The sequence below is a fragment of the Ramlibacter sp. genome (genome assembly GCF_028291745.1).
Classification (GTDB): Bacteria; Pseudomonadota; Gammaproteobacteria; order Burkholderiales; family Burkholderiaceae_C; genus Ramlibacter.
In genome coordinates this window covers 68,516-84,369 of record NZ_JAQGNQ010000113.1, presented here as the reverse complement: position 1 = coordinate 84,369, position 15,854 = coordinate 68,516, and the positions used below count along the sequence as shown (strand labels likewise).

Genomic DNA, 15,854 nt, shown 5'->3' with positions numbered 1-15,854 from the left:
GCAGCCTGCCCAGCCCCGGCTTTGCAGCGACACGGTGACGCGCTACCGGTGACGCGCTACCGCCTGCCGCGACGCGAGGTCGCCGCCTGTCGCGGCGCGAGGTCTTTGCGTGGCCGAGCGACGACATGTGCGAGGGGCCCCCACCCCTGCCCTCCCCCGGATGGGGCGGGAGATGGTCAACGAGGCTTGCTCTTGCCAGCACCCGCCCCGAACACCTTCTCCAGCTCGAACGCCGTCGCCACTTCCAGCTGGTCGTAGCGGCAATCTTCGGGTGGCTTGTCGGGGCGCCAGCGCAGGAACACCGCGGCGTGGCGGAAGCGGTCGCCTTGCATGTGGTCGTACTTGACTTCGCACACGCGCTCGGGCCGCAGGGGCTCCCACGACAAATCCTTGCCGGCGCTCCAGCGGCTCTGCGCGCCGGGCATGCGATTGGCCTCCGCGTCCGCGGCGTTCGCCCAATCACGCCAGGGGTGATTCTCGATCGCCTTCTCGCGCAGGGGCTCCAATTCGACCGCGAGCTCGTGCCGCATCGCCATCGTGAACGACGAAGTCACGCCCGCGTGTTGCAGAACGCCGGCCTCGTTGTACAGCCCCAGCAACAGCGAGCCAACCGCATCTTTCGTGTCGCGGTACCAGCGGAATCCCGCGACCACGCAGTCGGCCGTGCGTGCGTGCTTGATCTTCAGCATCGCCCGCTTGCCCGGTTGATAAGGCGCCGCCTCGGGTTTCGCGACCACGCCATCCAGGCCCGCGCCCTCGAAGCGCTTGAGCCAATCTTCGGCGACGGCGCGATCGCGGGTCATCGGCGTCAGATGCACCGGCCGCGGCACCTGGCCCAGCAATCGTTCGAGGCGCACGCGCCGTTCGGACTGCGGCAAGGCCATCGTGGACTTGCCGCCGGCGGCAAGCAGGTCGAACGCGACGAAGGCGGCCGGCGTTTCCTTCGCGAGCCTGGCGACGCGCGAGGCGGCGGGATGCAGCCGCTGCTGCAAGGCATCGAAGTCGAGCCCGTTCGCGCCGACCACGACGATCTCGCCGTCGATCACGCAGCCCTTGGGCAGCGACTGGGCCAGTGCGCGCTCGAGCTCTGGAAAATAGCGGTTCAGCGGGCGCAGGTCGCGGCTCTGGATATACGCCTCGTCGCCCTGGCGGAAGACGATCGCGCGAAAGCCGTCCCACTTGGGTTCGTACTGATACGCGCCTTCGGCGGGGAGCTCTTCTGCGATCTTGGCGAGCATCGGCTCGATGGGCGTGGGGGGCGCGGTCATTTCATGCAGATGTTTCCGGCCAAGCGGCCTTTTTCGACCATCGAGTAGCAGCCCTCTATCTGGCTGGTGGGACGGCACTGGCCTTTAACGCCGGCGCCCGTCGGCTTCGGCGGCCCTTGATAGACGCAGCCGTACATGCAGTCGTTCTGGCTCTCGCAAACCTTGTTCGCATCCGACGCGGCCCTGACCGGCGCCCGCGCGGTGCCCGGCTGGCAAAACGGCATCGACGATCCTGGCGGCCCCCAGGTGCCGTTCGAGGTCGTGCACTGACGGGCCGTGGCTGGCAGCGACACCTGGGCCATGCAGATCCCGCCTCCCGGGGCCGCGCGCATGGGCGTCCAAGCGCCGCCCAGTTGCAGGCACTCGGTGCGCGCCCATGGCACCTGGCATGCGGCCTGCCACGTGCCGCGGTTGCCCAGCCACGCGCCGCCCACGGCCCGGCACTCATCGGCCGAATCGACGAATGCCGGCGTCTCGGCCCGTGCCTGCGCCCAAGCCGCGGCGGCAGCGAGCAGCCCGATGAGCAAAAGGAAAACGCGGCAAGCCTTCATGCCCGCAGTCTAGCGCCGCGACGCTCGCTTGAGTACAATCGGGCATCCGAGGAGCGTTGCAGCGCCCCCATCTTCAAGATGCACGGCGCGAGGCTCGGAAATCATCGCAACGACGCTCACCCACTGGTCCGTGAGGTGAGCCCTTCCGCAAGGCATTCCCGGCACAGTGGTCCTTCGAAACTGTTTTGGAGCCACCATGAACGCCGTTCTCAAGCCTGTCACCACCCAGGACTGCGCCATTGCCGACCTGTCGCTCGCCGACTGGGGCAAGAAAGAAATCCGCATCGCGGAAACCGAAATGCCCGGCCTGATGGCCATCCGCGAAGAGTTCGCCAAGGCGCAGCCGCTCAAGGGCGCGCGCATCACGGGCTCGCTGCACATGACCATCCAGACGGCCGTGCTGATCGAGACGCTGCAGGCGCTCGGCGCCAAGGTGCGCTGGGCCTCCTGCAATATCTTCTCGACGCAAGACCACGCGGCTGCCGCGATTGCCGCCGCCGGCACGCCGGTGTTCGCCATCAAGGGCGAGTCGCTGGAAGACTACTGGGACTACACCCATCGCATCTTTGAGTTCGGCGCGCAGGGCTCGGAGGGCGAAGGCCCCAACATGATCCTGGACGACGGCGGCGACGCGACGCTGCTGATGCACCTGGGCAAGCGTTGCGAGCAGGACCTGTCGCTGATCGACACGCATTCCAGCGAGGAAGAGCGCGTGCTGTATGCGGCCATCCGCAAGAAGCTCGCGCAAGACCCGACCTGGTACAGCCGCAAGGGCGCACAGATCATCGGCGTGACCGAAGAGACCACCACCGGCGTGCATCGGCTGAACGACATGTCCGCCAAGGGCACGCTGCTGTTCCGCGCGATTAACGTCAACGATTCCGTCACCAAGAGCAAGTTCGACAATCTCTACGGCTGCCGCGAGTCGCTGGTGGACGGCATCAAGCGCGCCACCGACGTGATGATCGCGGGCAAGGTCGCCCTGGTCGCGGGCTACGGCGACGTGGGCAAGGGTTCGGCGCAGGCGCTGCGCGCGCTGTCGGCACAGGTGTGGGTGACCGAGATCGATCCGATCAACGCGCTGCAGGCGGCGATGGAAGGCTACCGCGTGGTGACGATGGAGTACGCCGCCGACAAGGCCGACATCTTCGTCACGACCACGGGCAACCGCGACGTGATCCGCCACGAGCACATGGTGAAGATGAAGGACCAGGCGATCGTCTGCAACATCGGCCACTTCGACAACGAGATCGACGTCGCGTCGCTCGAGCAGTACGAGTGGGACGAGATCAAGCCGCAGGTCGACCACATCATCTTCCCGGACGGCAAGCGCATCATCCTGCTGGCCAAGGGCCGGCTGGTGAACCTGGGCTGCGGAACGGGCCATCCGAGCTACGTGATGTCGTCCTCCTTCGCCAACCTGACGCTGGCGCAGATCGAGCTGTTCACCAAGCCGGACGAGTACGAGACCGGCAAGGTGTACGTGCTGCCCAAGCTGCTGGACGAAAAGGTCGCGCGGCTGCAGCTGAGCAAGCTGGGCGCGCAGCTCACCGAGCTGTCCGATTCGCAGGCGGCGTACATCGGCGTGACCAAGACGGGCCCGTACAAGGCGGATACGTATCGGTATTGAGCGGGATCCGACGCAGGATTCAAGGGATGTCATCCCGGGCTTGATGTCATCCCGGGCTTGACCCGGGATCCACGCGGCGCTGGATCAGGCGCAGTGTGGATTGCGGGTCAAGCCCGCAATGACATGCATCCATCCACCCATCCATGCATCCGTCCACCTTCCCAGCAAGCCCCATGCGTGCCGACCAACTCCTCGTCGATCGTGGCCTGGCGGCTTCGCGCTCGCAGGCGCAGCGGCTCATTGCCGCTGGCGTGCAGTGGTTCGATGGCGCGGCCTGGCGCCGGGTGCGCAAGAACGGCGACGAAGTGCCCCAGGCCGCAGCGGTCGAACTGCTGGACACGGCCGAATCGCGCTACGTCTCGCGCGGCGGCCTCAAGCTGGAAGGCGCCTTGCGCGCCGCGGGCCTGGCCGTCGCCGGCTGGACCTGCCTCGATGTCGGCCAGTCCACCGGCGGCTTCACGGATTGCCTGCTGCAGCAGGGCGCGGCGCACGTCACCGGCGTGGACGTCGGCCATGGGCAACTGCACGGGAAGCTGCGGCGCGACCCGCGGGTGCGCGCCATCGAGAAGCTCAATGCCCGCGATCTTTCCGTGGAGCAGGTCGGCGCGAACTTCGACCTGGTCACCGGCGACCTGTCTTTCATCTCGCTGACGCTGGTGCTGCCCGCGCTCGCGCCGCTGCTCAAGCCCGAGGGTCACCTGTTGATGCTGGCCAAGCCGCAGTTCGAGCTGCAGCCGGGGCAGATCGGCAAGGGCGGCGTGGTGCGCGATCCCGCGCTCTATCCACTCGTGGAGCAGCGCCTGCGCCAATGCTGCGCCTCGCTGGGGCTGGCGGTCGTCGGCTGGTACGACAGCCCCATCGCCGGCGGCGACGGCAACCGCGAATTCTTTGTCCATGCAACGAGGAGCACCTGATGCTTCCCCTGAGTCTTGAATTCTTCCCGCCCAAGACGGCCGAAGGCAGCGACAAGCTGCGTGCTGCCCGGGCCCAGCTCTATGCCTTGAAGCCGGAGTTCTGCTCGGTCACCTATGGCGCCGGCGGCTCCACCCATGCGGGCACCTTTACCGCGGTCGGCGAGATCCTGGCGGAAGGCGTGATGGCCGCCAGCCACTTCTCGTGCATAGGCGCCACCCGTGCGCGTGTGCGCGAGCAACTGGCGCAGCTCAAGGCCATGGGCGTGCAGCGCCTGGTGGCCCTGCGTGGCGACCTGCCCAGTGGCTACGGCATGGGCGGCGAGTTCCAGTATGCAAGCGACCTGGTGGAGTTCATCCGCGCCGAAACGGGCAGCGCCTTCCGCATCGAGGTGGCGTGCTATCCGGAGGTGCATCCGCAGGCGAAGTCGCCGCAGTCCGACCTGCAGGCCTTCGCCGCCAAGGTGCACGCAGGCGCCGACGGTGCGATCACGCAGTACTTTTACAACGCCGATTCCTATTTCCGCTTCGTCGACGAGGCGCGCAAGCTGGGGCTGGACGTGCCGGTGGTGCCGGGGATCATGCCCATCACCAATTCGAGCCAGCTGCTGCGATTTTCCGACAGCTGCGGTGCCGAGATCCCGCGCTGGGTACGGCTGCGGCTGCAAAGCTTCGGCGACGACAGCAAGGCGATCCGCGCCTTCGGCCAGGACGTGGTGGGCGAGCTGTGCCAGCGACTGGTGCGCGGGGGGGCACCGGCCCTGCACTTCTACACGATGAACCAGGCGGGGCCGACGCTCGCGATCGCCCAGGCGTTGGCGTAGGCATTCATCTTGCTCAGCGGTTCCGGCGCCGGGAACTTTCAGGCGTCGAGTGCGGCCCGTCCGCGTTTTTTGAAGTCCAAGAGGTAAAAAATGAAGAAACGGAGTGCTGCGGCCCTTGCCGCAGTCATGGCCCTGCTCGCTTCCGGTGCGCAGGCGCAAAGTTCGGTGCAGTTCATGGGAACGGTCGATGCCTTCGCGGGCAGCCTGCGGTTCGCCGGCGACCCCGGCCACCGCAGCGTGGTGGACAGCGGTGGCATGACCACCTCCTGGTACGGGTTCAAGGGCAGCGAAGACCTGGGTGGCGGCCTGAAGGCCAGCTTCGCGCTCACGTCCTTCTTCCAGGCGGACACCGGGGTGCAGGGGCGCTTCGTCAACGACCCGAGCAACTCGCGCGATGCCAACGTCTCGCTGTCCAAGGAGTCGCTGGGTACCGTGACGCTGGGCCGCGGCCTCGCACCCAACTTCCTGCCCACCATCCTGTTCAACCCCTTCGGCGATTCCTTTGTGTTCTCGCCGCTGGTGCTGCACAACAACGTGCCTCTGTTCAACGGCACCGGCTGGAATTCCTCGACGCCTTCGGACACCGGCTGGTCCAACGAGGTGATCTACTCGTCGCCCAGCTTCGGCGGCCTGACCACCAACATCCACTACCAGTTCGGCGAGCAGGCGAACAATTCCGGCACGCGTAACCTGGGCGTGAACGTGCTGTACTTCCACGGCCCGTTCGCTGCCACGGCGTTCTACGAGCACGACCAGCTGAGCAACCCGGTGCCAGCGGTGTTCACTGCCGGCGACACCAAGAAGGACTGGATGCTCGGCGCGTCCTACGACTTCCAGGCGGTGAAGCTGTACACCACTTTCGGCCACGCGACGTCGGAGCTGGCGCCCGATCGCGACAAGACCTGGTCGCTCGGCGCCTCGGCGCCTGTCGGTGCGGGCAAGGTGCTGGCCGCCATCGCCCACTCGGAGACGAACACCGGCGCGACCCGCCGCACCGGCACGGTGGGCTACGACTACTTCCTGTCCAAGACCACCGACGTGTACGCGATGGTGATGCACGACAGCATCACGGGCTTCAACAGCGGCACCAGCTTGGGCGCCGGCATCCGCAAGAATTTTTGACGCAGACGTCGCGCGGATAGCACAGCGTTGCGATCGGAAACAGGGAGGTCAGCTCGGCCGTGGCAAGCTGACCTGATGAGCCGTCCTTCCTGTTTCCTTTCCCTGGCCGCTGCCGGCCTGCTGGCGCTGGCCGCTGCCTCCACCGCCCAGGCGGCCTTCGTCACGCGCTGCGACGTGCAGGCGCAGGAGGCGCTGCATCGCATCAACGCCGCCCGGGCGAGCGGCCAGCGCTGTGGCTGGCACAGCATGGCGCCGGCACCGGCCCTGCGCTGGGATCCGACGCTGCAGGACGTGGCGTCCAGGCATTCGCGCGACATGGCGCGGCGCAACTACTTCGACCATCGCAGCCCCGAAGGCCGCACTGTCGCCGAGCGGGTGTCGGCTTCCCACTACAAGTTCCGGGTTGTGGGCGAGAACCTCGCGGGCGGCGACGCCAGCGTCGCGAGCGCGGTGCAGGGCTGGATCGAGAGCCCGGATCACTGCGAGAACCTGATGGACCCGCGCTTCGCCGATGTGGCGGTGGCCTGCGTGGCCGACCCGCACAGCCAGTGGGGTACCTATTGGACGATGGTCCTCGGGCGCCGCCAGTAGGGCGGGCTCGCCGCAGGCGATCCCGCCATCGCTGTCAGGAAGCCTCGACCGCCTGCGCCTGTCCCCGTCCACGCCCCAGCACTTCCAGCACCTTGGGCAGCGCCTCCTGCAGCGCGGGCTTGAGCGTGTGCGGCGGATTGACCAGGAACACGCCGCTGGCCGTCAGGCCCTGGCGCGGCGGCGTCTCGCCGGGCGTGTGCGTGTCGGCGCGTTCGGGCGACTGGCCGATGTTGAGCGTGACATGCAGCCAGGGCTTGCCGGCCTGATTGGCCAGCGTCTTCAGGCGCCGCGGCAGTTCGTGTGCTTCGGGCCGCGGGATCACCGGGTACCAGACCATGTAGGTGCCGGTGGCGAACTTCTTCAGGCTCTCCTGGATGCAGGCGCCCACCCGCCCGTAATCGCTCTTGATCTCGTAGCTCGGGTCGATCAGCACCAGGGCACGACGCGAGGGGGGCGGCAGCAGGGCGCGCAGACCCTCGAAGCCGTCCTCGCGCTTGATCGCGACCTGGCGCCCGGCCTCCAGTTGCTCGACGTGCGCAGCCAGCGCCTTGCTGTCGGTCGGATGCAGTTCGAACAGCCGCAGCTTGTCCCTGGCCTCCTGCCGCAGCAGCGCCTGCGTCACGAACGGCGAGCCGGGATAGATCTTCATGCGACCCGAGGGGTTGAAGCGGGCGACCAGCTCCAGGTAATCGCTCACCAGGGCTGGCGCTTGCGCCGCGAGCGGACTGGCCGCGAGCTTGAGGATGCCGTCCTGCGCCTCGCCGGACGTGTCCGCGAACTCGCTGTCCAGGCGATAGAGGCCGGCGCCTGCGTGCGTGTCGATGACCGTGAGTGCGGCCGGTTTGGCCGTGAGGTGCTTGACGACCGCGATCAGCACCATGTGCTTGAGAACGTCGGCGTGGTTGCCGGCATGGAAGCCGTGGCGGTAGCTGAACATCCGTCCAATGCTACCCGCACCGGGACCCTGACTGGCCTGCGGCACAATGCGCGATGGTGGCGCCATCGGCAGAGCCTGGCGCCATGGATGGCTTTTGAAGCGGAGGAAACCGGATGACATTGGCCCGCAGACAGATCGTGTTCGCCGCGCCCGCCCTGGCCGGATGGGTCCAGGCGGTGCGCGCGGAAGAAGCCCAGGCAGACTCGCCGCCGGCGACACTGCTGCAGCGGATCGTCGCGCTTGGCCAGGCATCCTTCTATGGGCGCGGCCTGCAGGGGCGCCGCACCGCGAGCGGCGAACGCTTCGACCGCAAGGCGCTGACTGCCGCCCACCCGACGCTGCCCTTCGGCACGCTGGTACAGGTGGAGAACCTTGTCACCGGCCGCTCGGTCGTCGTGCGCATCAACGATCGCGGCCCGTACTCCCACGGGCGGATCATCGACCTGAGCGAGGCGGCGGGCGGCGCCATCGGGCTGCGCGGCGTTGCGCCGGTGCGCATCACGCTGCAGTAAGCGCTTCGGAGACTTCCGGGTTAGAATGTCGGGTTCCGCAGCGATCCAGTGGCCCCGCGACGGAAATGATCGGAAAGCACCTCCGGTGCTTGAATGCGCCAGAGGCGCACCGGACAGCAACCACCTAAGAGATCCCCGCCAGAGGGAAACCGACCGTGGAAAAGGGCCCGCCAAACCGTACTCGAGAGTCTTTATGACCACCACTGTCAGCGCCAAGCCCGCTGACGTGAAGCACGAGTGGTTTGTGATTGACGCCACCGACAAGGTGCTCGGACGGGTAGCCAGCGAAGCTGCCCTCCGACTGCGCGGCAAGCACAAGGCCATCTACACGCCTCACGTCGATACCGGCGACTTCATTGTCGTCATCAACGCAGCCCGCCTGCGCGTCACCGGCGCCAAGGAGACCGACAAGGTCTACTACCGCCACACCGGCTACCCCGGCGGCATCCGCCAGCAGACCTTCAAGGAAATGCAGGCCAAGCACCCCGGCCGCGCGCTCGAGAAGGCCGTCAAGGGCATGCTGCCCAAGGGCCCGCTGGGTTACGCCATGATCAAGAAGCTGAAGGTCTATGGCGGTGCCGAGCATCCGCATACCGCACAGCAACCCAAGCCCCTGGAGATCTGAACATGATCGGTGAATGGAACAACGGCACCGGCCGGCGCAAGAGCAGCGTCGCGCGCGTGTTCATGAAAAAGGGCTCCGGCAAGATCACGGTCAACGGCAAGGACATCCAGGAGTACTTCGGCCGCGAAACCTCGATCATGATCGTCAAGCAGCCGCTGGTGCTGACCAGCAACGTGGAAGCGTTCGACATCAAGTGCAACGTGCACGGCGGCGGCGAGTCCGGCCAGGCCGGCGCGGTGCGCCACGGCATCACTCGTGCGCTGATGGACTACGACGCGACCCTCAAGCCCCAGCTGTCCGCAGCCGGCTTCGTCACGCGCGACGCCCGCGAAGTGGAACGCAAGAAGGTCGGCCTGCACTCCGCACGCCGCCGCAAGCAGTTCTCCAAGCGCTGATCGCGCTTGCACAGCAGAAAAAAGCCCGGCTCGCCGGGCTTTTTTGTGTGCGGGCGGCGTGTCCCGTAGGCTGGGCTGCCGCAGGCACCCCAGCGATCCGGCGCCTGCGCTGGGGTGCCTGTCGGCAGCCCAGCCTACCCCGTCATCGCAGCAGCGCGTGGTCGCGGTACGTGTGCCACGGGCGTTCGTCCGACACAAACCTGCACAAGATAGGACTTGCTGCGGCCTGGGCCTTTGGGCAGCATCCTCATCCATATGCGTTTCAAGCTGCTCCGTCGAAGGCTCACCATCAGCGCCCCCCGGATGAAAGTACGCAGCGCCATGCCTTGGCCGCTGCGCTGGGCCGCTGCGGCCCTGGTCCTTGGATTCTGTGGCGCCATCAGCCTGTGGGCCTTCGAGCGTGGCAAGGAGATCGCCGGCGTCGATGGCGGCAGCCGCCAAGAGCTGCAGCAATTGCGCTCCGAATTCACGCGCATGCGCACGGACCGGGAACGCCTGCAGTCCCTGATCAACACCTCCGGCAGCGCGATGACGGTCGAGCACGCGACCCAGGAACAGCTCGCCGTGCAGGTCCGCATGCTGCAGGCGGAGAACCGGACGTTGCGTGAAGACCTCGGTTTCTTCCAGAAGCTGACGGCAGGCAATGGCTCCGAGGGCATCGCGATCCGCAGCCTGCAGGCCGAAGTGCTGGCCGGCACGCAGCTCAAATGGCAGGTGCTCGTCATCCAGCCCGTGAAGAACGCGCCCGAATTCCACGGCCGCCTGGAAGTGAGCCTCTCCGGCAGCCAGGACGGCAAGCCCTGGCGCATGCCCTTGCCCGAGGGCTCGCAGCCGCTGCAGTTCCGCCAGTACCGCCGGGTCGAAGGCATGGTCGACCTGCCGGCCAATGCCGTCGTGAAGAACGTTTCCGCCCGGGTGGTCGAGGGCTCCGTGAGCCGCGCCGTCCAGAATGTTTCCTTGTAATCCCTTTCGTCGAGGAGAGCGTCCCATGTTTGGCAAGAAAGCCCAGCCGCCCATCAAGAGCCTCATTGCGCAAGGTACGCGCATCGAGGGCAACATGAAGTTCACCGAAGGCCTGCGGGTGGATGGCGAAGTCTTCGGTGACATCCAGGCCACGCCGGAAGACAACGGCAGCCTGCTGGTGATCTCGGAAGCCGCGATCGTGCAGGGCGCCGTCCAGGCCGATCACGTGATCATCAACGGCACGGTGCGCGGCCCGGTCCACGCCCGCGAACTGCTGGAGCTGCAGCCCAAGGCAAGAATCGAGGGCGATATCTCGTACATCGCGCTTGAGATGCACCAGGGCGCCACCATCTCCGGTCAACTGCGGCCGTTGATGGCCAATGGCGCCGGCGGCTCCGAGGAAGAAAAGCCCTTACTGAAGCTGGCGGCAAAGAGCGCATGAGGCAGGCGGCCGTCCCCGGCCGCGTTACCATTGCGCCAGCACTGACGAAAGATCACCCATGAGCGCTGTTGCCACCGAAGTTTCCACCGAGATGCCCGCGCCGCTGCTGTTCACCGACAGCGCCGCCGCCAAGGTCGCCGACCTCATCGCGGAAGAAGGCAATCCCGACTTGAAGCTGCGCGTCTTCGTGCAGGGGGGCGGCTGCTCGGGTTTCCAGTACGGCTTCACGTTCGACGAGGTCGCCAACGACGACGACACCGTGATGACCAAGAACGGCGTGTCCCTGTTGATCGATGCCATGAGCTACCAGTACCTGGTCGGCGCAGAGATCGACTACAAGGAAGACCTGCAGGGCGCGCAGTTCGTGATCAAGAATCCGAACGCCACCACCACCTGCGGCTGCGGCTCGAGCTTCTCGGCCTGAGTTACGCGGGGTAGATCCCACCCAGCACACGGGCGCCTCGGGCGCCCGTTGTGTTTTGCAGGTCCAGCTTTTCACCGCGCAGCGCTTGCATGGCCAGCCAGGCGAAAGCCGCCGCCTCTACCTGCAGCGGGGGCAGCCCGGCCTGGGCGCTGGAGATCACCTGCGCCTGCGGCAACAGGGCTGCGATACGCGCCATGAGGTGGCCGTTGAAGGCGCCGCCACCACACACGATCAGGCGCTTGAGGCCAGTCGCCGCGCGCTCGGCGTCCTGCGCGCAGGCGCGGGCCGTCAATTCGGTAAGCGTGGCCTGCACGTCGGCCGGTGCCGCGGCCGCATGGTTCTTCAGGTGAGCGGCCAGCCAGGGGCGATTGAACAGGTCGCGGCCCGTGCTCTTGGGGGCGGGCTGCGCGAAGAAGGGCTCGGCCAGCAGCGACGCCAGCAGGTCCGGCAGCACGCGCCCGCTCGCCGCCCAGCGGCCGTTGTCGTCGAAAGGCTGGCCCGTGTGCTGCGCGCACCAGGCGTCCATGAGCGCGTTGCCCGGCCCGCAGTCGAAGCCTTCGGTGCGGCCGTCCGGCCGCAGCAGCGTGAGATTGGAAATGCCACCGATATTGAGGACGCCCACCGTCTCGCCGGCCTGCGCAAACACGGCGCGATGGAAGGCCGGCGCAAGTGGCGCGCCTTGCCCGCCGGCGGCGACGTCGCGACTGCGGAAGTCGGCCACCACCGTGATGCCGGTCAGCTCCGCCAGCAGGGCAGGTTGGGCCAGCTGGATCGTGTAGCCGGTGCCGTCGAACAGCCCGGGCCGATGGCGCACGGTCTGGCCGTGGGCGCCGATGGCCGCGACGGCGGAGGGCTGCAGGCCGGACGCCGCCAGCAGTTGCTGCACCACCTGTGCGTACCCGCGCATCAACGCATTGCCCGCCAGCCAGGCGCGATGGAGTTCGTCCGGCCCCGAGGCATTGAGCGCCATCAGCTCGGAACGCAAGGCGTCGGGGAAGGGGTCGCTGGCGTGGTGCAGGACGCGCACGCCACCCGATGAGAAGTCCGCCAGCACGCCGTCGACCCCGTCCATCGAGGTACCCGACATGAGGCCGATGAAAAGATCCGGCATGGCGCGCATCCTAGCGCCCCGCCTGCCTCAGCGGGAAGACGCGACCAGGTTGGTCGATGCCGCCTGCGCGAGCTGATTGCGCATCGTCTGCGCCAGCCGGTCGAAGTCGGCCCGCGCCTGCGGCGCGAGTTCGGCGCCCTTGCTCTCCTGCGCCATCTGCACCGGATCGCGCTGCTGACCGTTCTCGCGGAATTCGAAATGCAGGTGCGGCCCCGTGGCCCAGCCGGTCATGCCGACGTTGCCGATCAGCTGTCCGCGCTGCACGGCATCGTTCGCGCGCACGTCGATGTGGCTCAGGTGGGCGTAGACGGTGCTGTCGCCGTTGCCGTGGTCGATGTGGATCACGTTGCCGTAGCCGTTCTGCCAGCCGGCAAACTCGACCCGGCCGAGGCCGACACTGCGCACCGGCGTACCCATGGGGGCGGCGAAATCCGTGCCCTCATGCCGGATCCAGCGGTGCAGCAGCGGATGAAAGCGCATCGCGAAGTTGCTGCTGATGCGCGTGAAGGCAACCGGCCAGGCCAGGAACTGGTGCTCGAGGCTGCGGCCCTGGAAATCGAAGTAGCTGCCAGGCTGGCCCGGCTGCTGGAACCACAGGGCTTCCAGGGTGCGACCCGCATTGACGAACTGCGCCGACACCACGCGGCCAGTGCGCATCGGTTCGCCATCCGCTTCCAGCGTCTCGTACACGACCGAGAAGCGATCGCCCGCGCGCAAGGCGCGGCGGAAATCGATTTCGCCTGAGTAGATGTCCACGAGCTGGGTGGTCACCGCTTCCGGGATGCCGGCTTCGTCGACCGCCTGCACCAGCGTGTTGCGGACGGTGCCGCTGCCGATGCGCAGGGAAGCCACCAGGGGCAGCGTCTGCAGGCGCGAGACGATCTCGCCGGACGGCTGGCGTTCGATCACCAGGCGCTGGAACTTCTTGTCGTCGACCGCCCAGCGCACCGACAGGCGCAGCAGGTTGTGGCCATCGGTCGCTTCGGCATTGACAGTGCGGCCGGGCGCGCCCAGCACTTGCGCGCGGGCCAGCGCATCCTCGCGCAGAAAAGCGGCAGCCGCGGGGTCGTTGATCCCGAGCCGCGCAAGCAGGGCTTCCGCGCTGTCCGTGGGCCGCACGTCTTCGGCCGAGAACAGGCTGAAGCGATGGGCGTCCAGGGCCTCGGCCTGTTCGGCCAGGCGCAGCGGCTGCACGTTCTCCAGGATCTCGCGAACCGGGAGGGCGGAGGGGTCCGGGCCGAGGGAGGCTACGGCAAAGGCGCCGCCGCCGCCGGTCAGCAGCAGGGCTGCGACCAAGGCCGTGACCTGGCGGGGGTGGTGTTCGAGCGCATGGGCTGCGCGCGACACGAGTTGTTCCCCGAGGGTCAACCAAGTTTGCTTCACTATCGTCCTCTTGTCGCCTGAGGGTAGGACCTTGTCCTACACGCGGATCAGGTGGATCCCTGCACGATGCTGCGGTGAGCACCGATGGCGGGAAGGAAGAAAAAACTGCCGCAACTAGAATCGGCAGCGACAAAACGAGCCGAAGTATAGCCAGCTGAGCGGCCCGCCTCCAGCGAAATCTCCTTATGAATCAAGACGTTGTTACAAAAAAATTCCCGGTTTCCGAGCGTGTCCGGGAGGCGATGGCGGTCACGCTGCGGGGCGCGGAGGAGCTGATTCCCCGCGAAGACTGGGAGCAGAAGCTGGCTCGCTCGGAGGCGACGGGCGTGCCTTTGCGCATCAAGCTGGGGCTGGATCCGACGGCGCCCGACATCCACATCGGCCACACCGTGGTCTTGAACAAGATGCGCCAGCTGCAGGATCTCGGGCACCAGGTGATCTTCCTGATCGGCGACTTCACCTCGATGATCGGCGACCCTTCGGGGCGCAACACGACCCGGCCGCCGCTGACCGCGGAGCAGATCAAGACCAACGCCGAAACCTATCGCGCGCAGGCCGACAAGATCCTGGATCCCGAGAAGACCGAGCTTCGCTACAACAGCGAATGGAGCGATCCGCTCGGGGCGCGCGGGATGATCCAGCTCGCGGCCAAGTACACGGTGGCGCGGATGATGGAGCGCAACGACTTCCACGAGCGCTTCAAGAACGGCACCTCGATCAGCATCCACGAGTTCCTCTACCCGTTGATGCAGGGCTACGACTCGGTGGCCCTCAAGAGCGACCTCGAGCTGGGCGGTACCGACCAGAAATTCAACCTGCTGATGGGGCGGCACCTGCAGCAGGAATACGGGCAGGAGCCGCAGTGCATCCTGACCATGCCCTTGCTCGAAGGCCTGGACGGCGTCGACAAGATGTCCAAGAGCAAGAACAACTACATCGGAGTGACCGAGCCTGGCAACTCCATGTTCGCCAAGGTGATGTCAATTTCCGACACACTGATGTGGCGCTGGTTCACCTTGTTGTCCTTCCGCCACGCGGATGAGATCGTCAAACTGCAGCAGGAGGTGGCCGGCGGCCGCAATCCGCGCGACGCCAAGGTGATGCTGGCCAAGGAAATCACGGCGCGCTTCCACAGCGCGGCGATTGCCGACGCGGCGGAGCAGGACTTCATCCATCGCAGCAAGGGCGGCGTGCCCGACGAGATTCCGGAGGTGACGCTGTCCGGCGCGCCGCTGGGCATTGCGCAAGTCCTGAAGCAGGCGGGCCTCGCGCCCTCGGCCAGCGAAGCCAACCGCCTGATCGAAGGCGGCGGCGTGCGGGTGGACTCCGCCACCGTCAGCGACAAGGGCCTGAAGCTGGAGGCCGGCCAGTACGTCGTGCAGGTCGGCAAACGCAAGTTCGCGCGGGTGACATTGGGTTGAGCGGGGGTGGCGAATCTGTACACGCCATGTACAATCTACCGCCATGATCACCAACATCGACATCGATGAAGACCTCGTGGCGGAAGCCATGAAGGTCTCTGGTGCGCGCACCAAGCGCGAGGTGGTCGATCGCGCCCTGCGCGACATGGTGGCCCGCGCCCGGCGGCCACGCTTTCGCGACTTCTACGGCATCGGCGACATCGACCCTGCCTACGATCCCAAGGCCGGCTCGCCCGAGGAGGCCGGCAAGTACCGCGTGGAGCAGCCGCGCGCGCCCTACAAGCCAGCGCCGCGCAAGAAGGCGAGCAAGGCCAAGCCGCCGGAGCAGTCCTGATGCTGCTGGTGGACTCCTCCGTGTGGATAGATCGCTCGCGCCGGGTGGAGACGGACGCCACGCGTTTCCTCGACGACCGTGACGGCCAGGAGGAGATCGCGGTCACCGGCGTCATCTACCAGGAGGTGCTGCAGGGCGCCCGCAGCGACCGCGGCTTCGAGATGCTGCGCGCACTGCTCTCGGCGATGCTGCTGCTCGAGCCGCGCGAGCTGTCTACCTACGAGATCGCCGCGGATCTCTATCGCCGCGCCCGCAAGGCGGGGTTCACCATGCGCAGCCCCAACGGCTGCCTGATCGCCGCCGTCGCCCTGGAGAACGCCGCCCTGCTGGTGCACAACGACCGCGACTTCCTGGCGCTGGCACAGGTGGAGCCGGCGCTGATGATCTACCCCGGCCGGCTCCACTGAGCG

The 15,854-nt window shown here is 67.0% G+C and carries 18 protein-coding genes, 1 pseudogene and 1 riboswitch; of the genes and pseudogenes, 14 read left to right on the top strand and 5 right to left on the bottom strand.

Annotation, left to right across the window (positions count from 1 at the left end; translation table 11 throughout):
• Nucleotides 1-176: 176 nt before the first annotated feature.
• Both JWP60_RS21385 and JWP60_RS21380 read right to left on the bottom strand, forming a co-directional pair.
• Entirely contained in the window at nucleotides 177-1,268 is a 1,092-nt protein-coding gene (locus JWP60_RS21385; RefSeq protein ID WP_299795762.1) for an ATP-dependent DNA ligase, read from the bottom strand.
• Nucleotides 1,265-1,819 carry a hypothetical protein gene (locus JWP60_RS21380; RefSeq protein WP_299795760.1) on the bottom strand — a complete coding sequence of 185 codons (555 nt, stop codon included), beginning with the start codon at nucleotides 1,817-1,819 and terminating at the stop codon, nucleotides 1,265-1,267. The genes JWP60_RS21385 and JWP60_RS21380 overlap by 4 nt, the downstream gene beginning before the upstream one ends.
• 43 nt (nucleotides 1,820-1,862) lie before the next feature.
• A riboswitch (S-adenosyl-L-homocysteine riboswitch) is annotated at nucleotides 1,863-1,944 on the top strand.
• A gap of 71 nt (nucleotides 1,945-2,015) precedes the next feature.
• Between JWP60_RS21380 and ahcY the strand changes: the two genes are divergently transcribed.
• From ahcY to JWP60_RS21355, 5 genes are all read left to right on the top strand, one after another.
• Nucleotides 2,016-3,449 carry an adenosylhomocysteinase gene (gene ahcY, locus JWP60_RS21375; RefSeq protein WP_299795758.1) on the top strand — a complete coding sequence of 478 codons (1,434 nt, stop codon included), beginning with the start codon at nucleotides 2,016-2,018 and terminating at the stop codon, nucleotides 3,447-3,449.
• Nucleotides 3,450-3,622: 173 nt separating this feature from the next.
• Nucleotides 3,623-4,363 carry a TlyA family RNA methyltransferase gene (locus JWP60_RS21370; RefSeq protein ID WP_299795756.1) on the top strand — a complete coding sequence of 247 codons (741 nt, stop codon included), beginning with the start codon at nucleotides 3,623-3,625 and terminating at the stop codon, nucleotides 4,361-4,363.
• Complete coding sequence (gene metF / locus JWP60_RS21365; RefSeq protein WP_299795768.1) at nucleotides 4,360-5,184, top strand: methylenetetrahydrofolate reductase [NAD(P)H]; 825 nt, start codon at nucleotides 4,360-4,362, stop codon at nucleotides 5,182-5,184. The genes JWP60_RS21370 and metF overlap by 4 nt, the downstream gene beginning before the upstream one ends.
• Nucleotides 5,185-5,274: 90 nt before the next feature.
• A complete protein-coding gene (locus tag JWP60_RS21360; RefSeq protein WP_299795754.1) occupies nucleotides 5,275-6,306 on the top strand; it encodes a porin in 1,032 nt (343 codons plus the stop codon).
• Between the two features lie 75 nt (nucleotides 6,307-6,381).
• Nucleotides 6,382-6,897, top strand: coding sequence for a CAP domain-containing protein (locus JWP60_RS21355; RefSeq protein WP_299795752.1), 516 nt, complete (start codon nucleotides 6,382-6,384; stop codon nucleotides 6,895-6,897).
• Between the two features lie 34 nt (nucleotides 6,898-6,931).
• Here JWP60_RS21355 and rlmJ read toward each other — a convergent pair whose 3' ends face one another.
• Nucleotides 6,932-7,834 carry a 23S rRNA (adenine(2030)-N(6))-methyltransferase RlmJ gene (gene rlmJ / locus JWP60_RS21350; RefSeq protein WP_299795750.1) on the bottom strand — a complete coding sequence of 301 codons (903 nt, stop codon included), beginning with the start codon at nucleotides 7,832-7,834 and terminating at the stop codon, nucleotides 6,932-6,934.
• Between the two features lie 242 nt (nucleotides 7,835-8,076).
• Between rlmJ and JWP60_RS21345 the strand changes: the two are divergent.
• From JWP60_RS21345 to erpA, 6 genes and pseudogenes are all read left to right on the top strand, one after another.
• Nucleotides 8,077-8,346: pseudogene (locus JWP60_RS21345) on the top strand (septal ring lytic transglycosylase RlpA family protein); the annotation flags it as partial.
• A 193-nt stretch (nucleotides 8,347-8,539) separates the two neighbouring features.
• On the top strand, nucleotides 8,540-8,971 hold the full coding sequence (gene rplM / locus JWP60_RS21340) for a 50S ribosomal protein L13 (protein WP_299795748.1): 432 nt from the start codon (nucleotides 8,540-8,542) through the stop codon (nucleotides 8,969-8,971).
• Between the two features lie 2 nt (nucleotides 8,972-8,973).
• Complete coding sequence (rpsI, locus tag JWP60_RS21335) at nucleotides 8,974-9,366, top strand: 30S ribosomal protein S9 (protein ID WP_299795746.1); 393 nt, start codon at nucleotides 8,974-8,976, stop codon at nucleotides 9,364-9,366.
• Nucleotides 9,367-9,621: 255 nt separating this feature from the next.
• A complete protein-coding gene (locus JWP60_RS21330; RefSeq protein WP_299795744.1) occupies nucleotides 9,622-10,329 on the top strand; it encodes a DUF6776 family protein in 708 nt (235 codons plus the stop codon).
• Nucleotides 10,330-10,354: 25 nt separating this feature from the next.
• Entirely contained in the window at nucleotides 10,355-10,771 is a 417-nt protein-coding gene (locus JWP60_RS21325) for a polymer-forming cytoskeletal protein (RefSeq protein WP_299795742.1), read from the top strand.
• Nucleotides 10,772-10,829: 58 nt separating this feature from the next.
• Nucleotides 10,830-11,195: an iron-sulfur cluster insertion protein ErpA gene (gene erpA / locus JWP60_RS21320; protein ID WP_299795740.1), complete on the top strand. Its 366-nt coding sequence runs from the start codon at nucleotides 10,830-10,832 to the stop codon at nucleotides 11,193-11,195.
• Between the two features lies 1 nt (nucleotide 11,196).
• Here erpA and JWP60_RS21315 read toward each other — a convergent pair whose 3' ends face one another.
• Together JWP60_RS21315 and JWP60_RS21310 are read right to left on the bottom strand one after the other, a co-directional pair.
• Complete coding sequence (locus JWP60_RS21315; RefSeq protein ID WP_299795738.1) at nucleotides 11,197-12,306, bottom strand: anhydro-N-acetylmuramic acid kinase; 1,110 nt, start codon at nucleotides 12,304-12,306, stop codon at nucleotides 11,197-11,199.
• A 27-nt stretch (nucleotides 12,307-12,333) separates the two neighbouring features.
• Nucleotides 12,334-13,689: a M23 family metallopeptidase gene (locus JWP60_RS21310; protein ID WP_299795736.1), complete on the bottom strand. Its 1,356-nt coding sequence runs from the start codon at nucleotides 13,687-13,689 to the stop codon at nucleotides 12,334-12,336.
• Between the two features lie 185 nt (nucleotides 13,690-13,874).
• Here JWP60_RS21310 and tyrS point away from each other — a divergent pair, with 185 nt between their 5' ends.
• From tyrS to JWP60_RS21295, 3 genes are read left to right on the top strand one after another with little or no spacing between them, the layout of a single operon-like run.
• Nucleotides 13,875-15,110, top strand: coding sequence for a tyrosine--tRNA ligase (tyrS, locus tag JWP60_RS21305; protein ID WP_299795734.1), 1,236 nt, complete (start codon nucleotides 13,875-13,877; stop codon nucleotides 15,108-15,110).
• Between the two features lie 43 nt (nucleotides 15,111-15,153).
• Nucleotides 15,154-15,444 (top strand): type II toxin-antitoxin system VapB family antitoxin, encoded by a 291-nt coding sequence (locus tag JWP60_RS21300; protein ID WP_299795732.1) that lies wholly within the window; start codon nucleotides 15,154-15,156, stop codon nucleotides 15,442-15,444.
• Nucleotides 15,444-15,851, top strand: a complete 408-nt coding sequence (locus tag JWP60_RS21295) for a PIN domain nuclease (protein ID WP_299795730.1) — start codon at nucleotides 15,444-15,446, stop codon at nucleotides 15,849-15,851. Before JWP60_RS21300 ends, JWP60_RS21295 begins: the two co-directional genes overlap by 1 nt.
• Nucleotides 15,852-15,854 lie beyond the last annotated feature (3 nt).

Coding starts and splice junctions, on each gene's coding strand:
- JWP60_RS21385 (WP_299795762.1), bottom strand. CDS start 1,268: ATGACCGCGCCCCCCACGCCCATCGAGCCGATGCTCGCCAAGATCGCA.
- JWP60_RS21380 (WP_299795760.1), bottom strand. CDS start 1,819: ATGAAGGCTTGCCGCGTTTTCCTTTTGCTCATCGGGCTGCTCGCTGCC.
- ahcY (WP_299795758.1), top strand. CDS start 2,016: ATGAACGCCGTTCTCAAGCCTGTCACCACCCAGGACTGCGCCATTGCC.
- JWP60_RS21370 (WP_299795756.1), top strand. CDS start 3,623: ATGCGTGCCGACCAACTCCTCGTCGATCGTGGCCTGGCGGCTTCGCGC.
- JWP60_RS21360 (WP_299795754.1), top strand. CDS start 5,275: ATGAAGAAACGGAGTGCTGCGGCCCTTGCCGCAGTCATGGCCCTGCTC.
- JWP60_RS21355 (WP_299795752.1), top strand. CDS start 6,382: ATGAGCCGTCCTTCCTGTTTCCTTTCCCTGGCCGCTGCCGGCCTGCTG.
- rlmJ (WP_299795750.1), bottom strand. CDS start 7,834: ATGTTCAGCTACCGCCACGGCTTCCATGCCGGCAACCACGCCGACGTT.
- rplM (WP_299795748.1), top strand. CDS start 8,540: ATGACCACCACTGTCAGCGCCAAGCCCGCTGACGTGAAGCACGAGTGG.
- rpsI (WP_299795746.1), top strand. CDS start 8,974: ATGATCGGTGAATGGAACAACGGCACCGGCCGGCGCAAGAGCAGCGTC.
- JWP60_RS21330 (WP_299795744.1), top strand. CDS start 9,622: ATGCGTTTCAAGCTGCTCCGTCGAAGGCTCACCATCAGCGCCCCCCGG.
- JWP60_RS21325 (WP_299795742.1), top strand. CDS start 10,355: ATGTTTGGCAAGAAAGCCCAGCCGCCCATCAAGAGCCTCATTGCGCAA.
- erpA (WP_299795740.1), top strand. CDS start 10,830: ATGAGCGCTGTTGCCACCGAAGTTTCCACCGAGATGCCCGCGCCGCTG.
- JWP60_RS21315 (WP_299795738.1), bottom strand. CDS start 12,306: ATGCCGGATCTTTTCATCGGCCTCATGTCGGGTACCTCGATGGACGGG.
- tyrS (WP_299795734.1), top strand. CDS start 13,875: ATGAATCAAGACGTTGTTACAAAAAAATTCCCGGTTTCCGAGCGTGTC.
- JWP60_RS21300 (WP_299795732.1), top strand. CDS start 15,154: ATGATCACCAACATCGACATCGATGAAGACCTCGTGGCGGAAGCCATG.
- JWP60_RS21295 (WP_299795730.1), top strand. CDS start 15,444: ATGCTGCTGGTGGACTCCTCCGTGTGGATAGATCGCTCGCGCCGGGTG.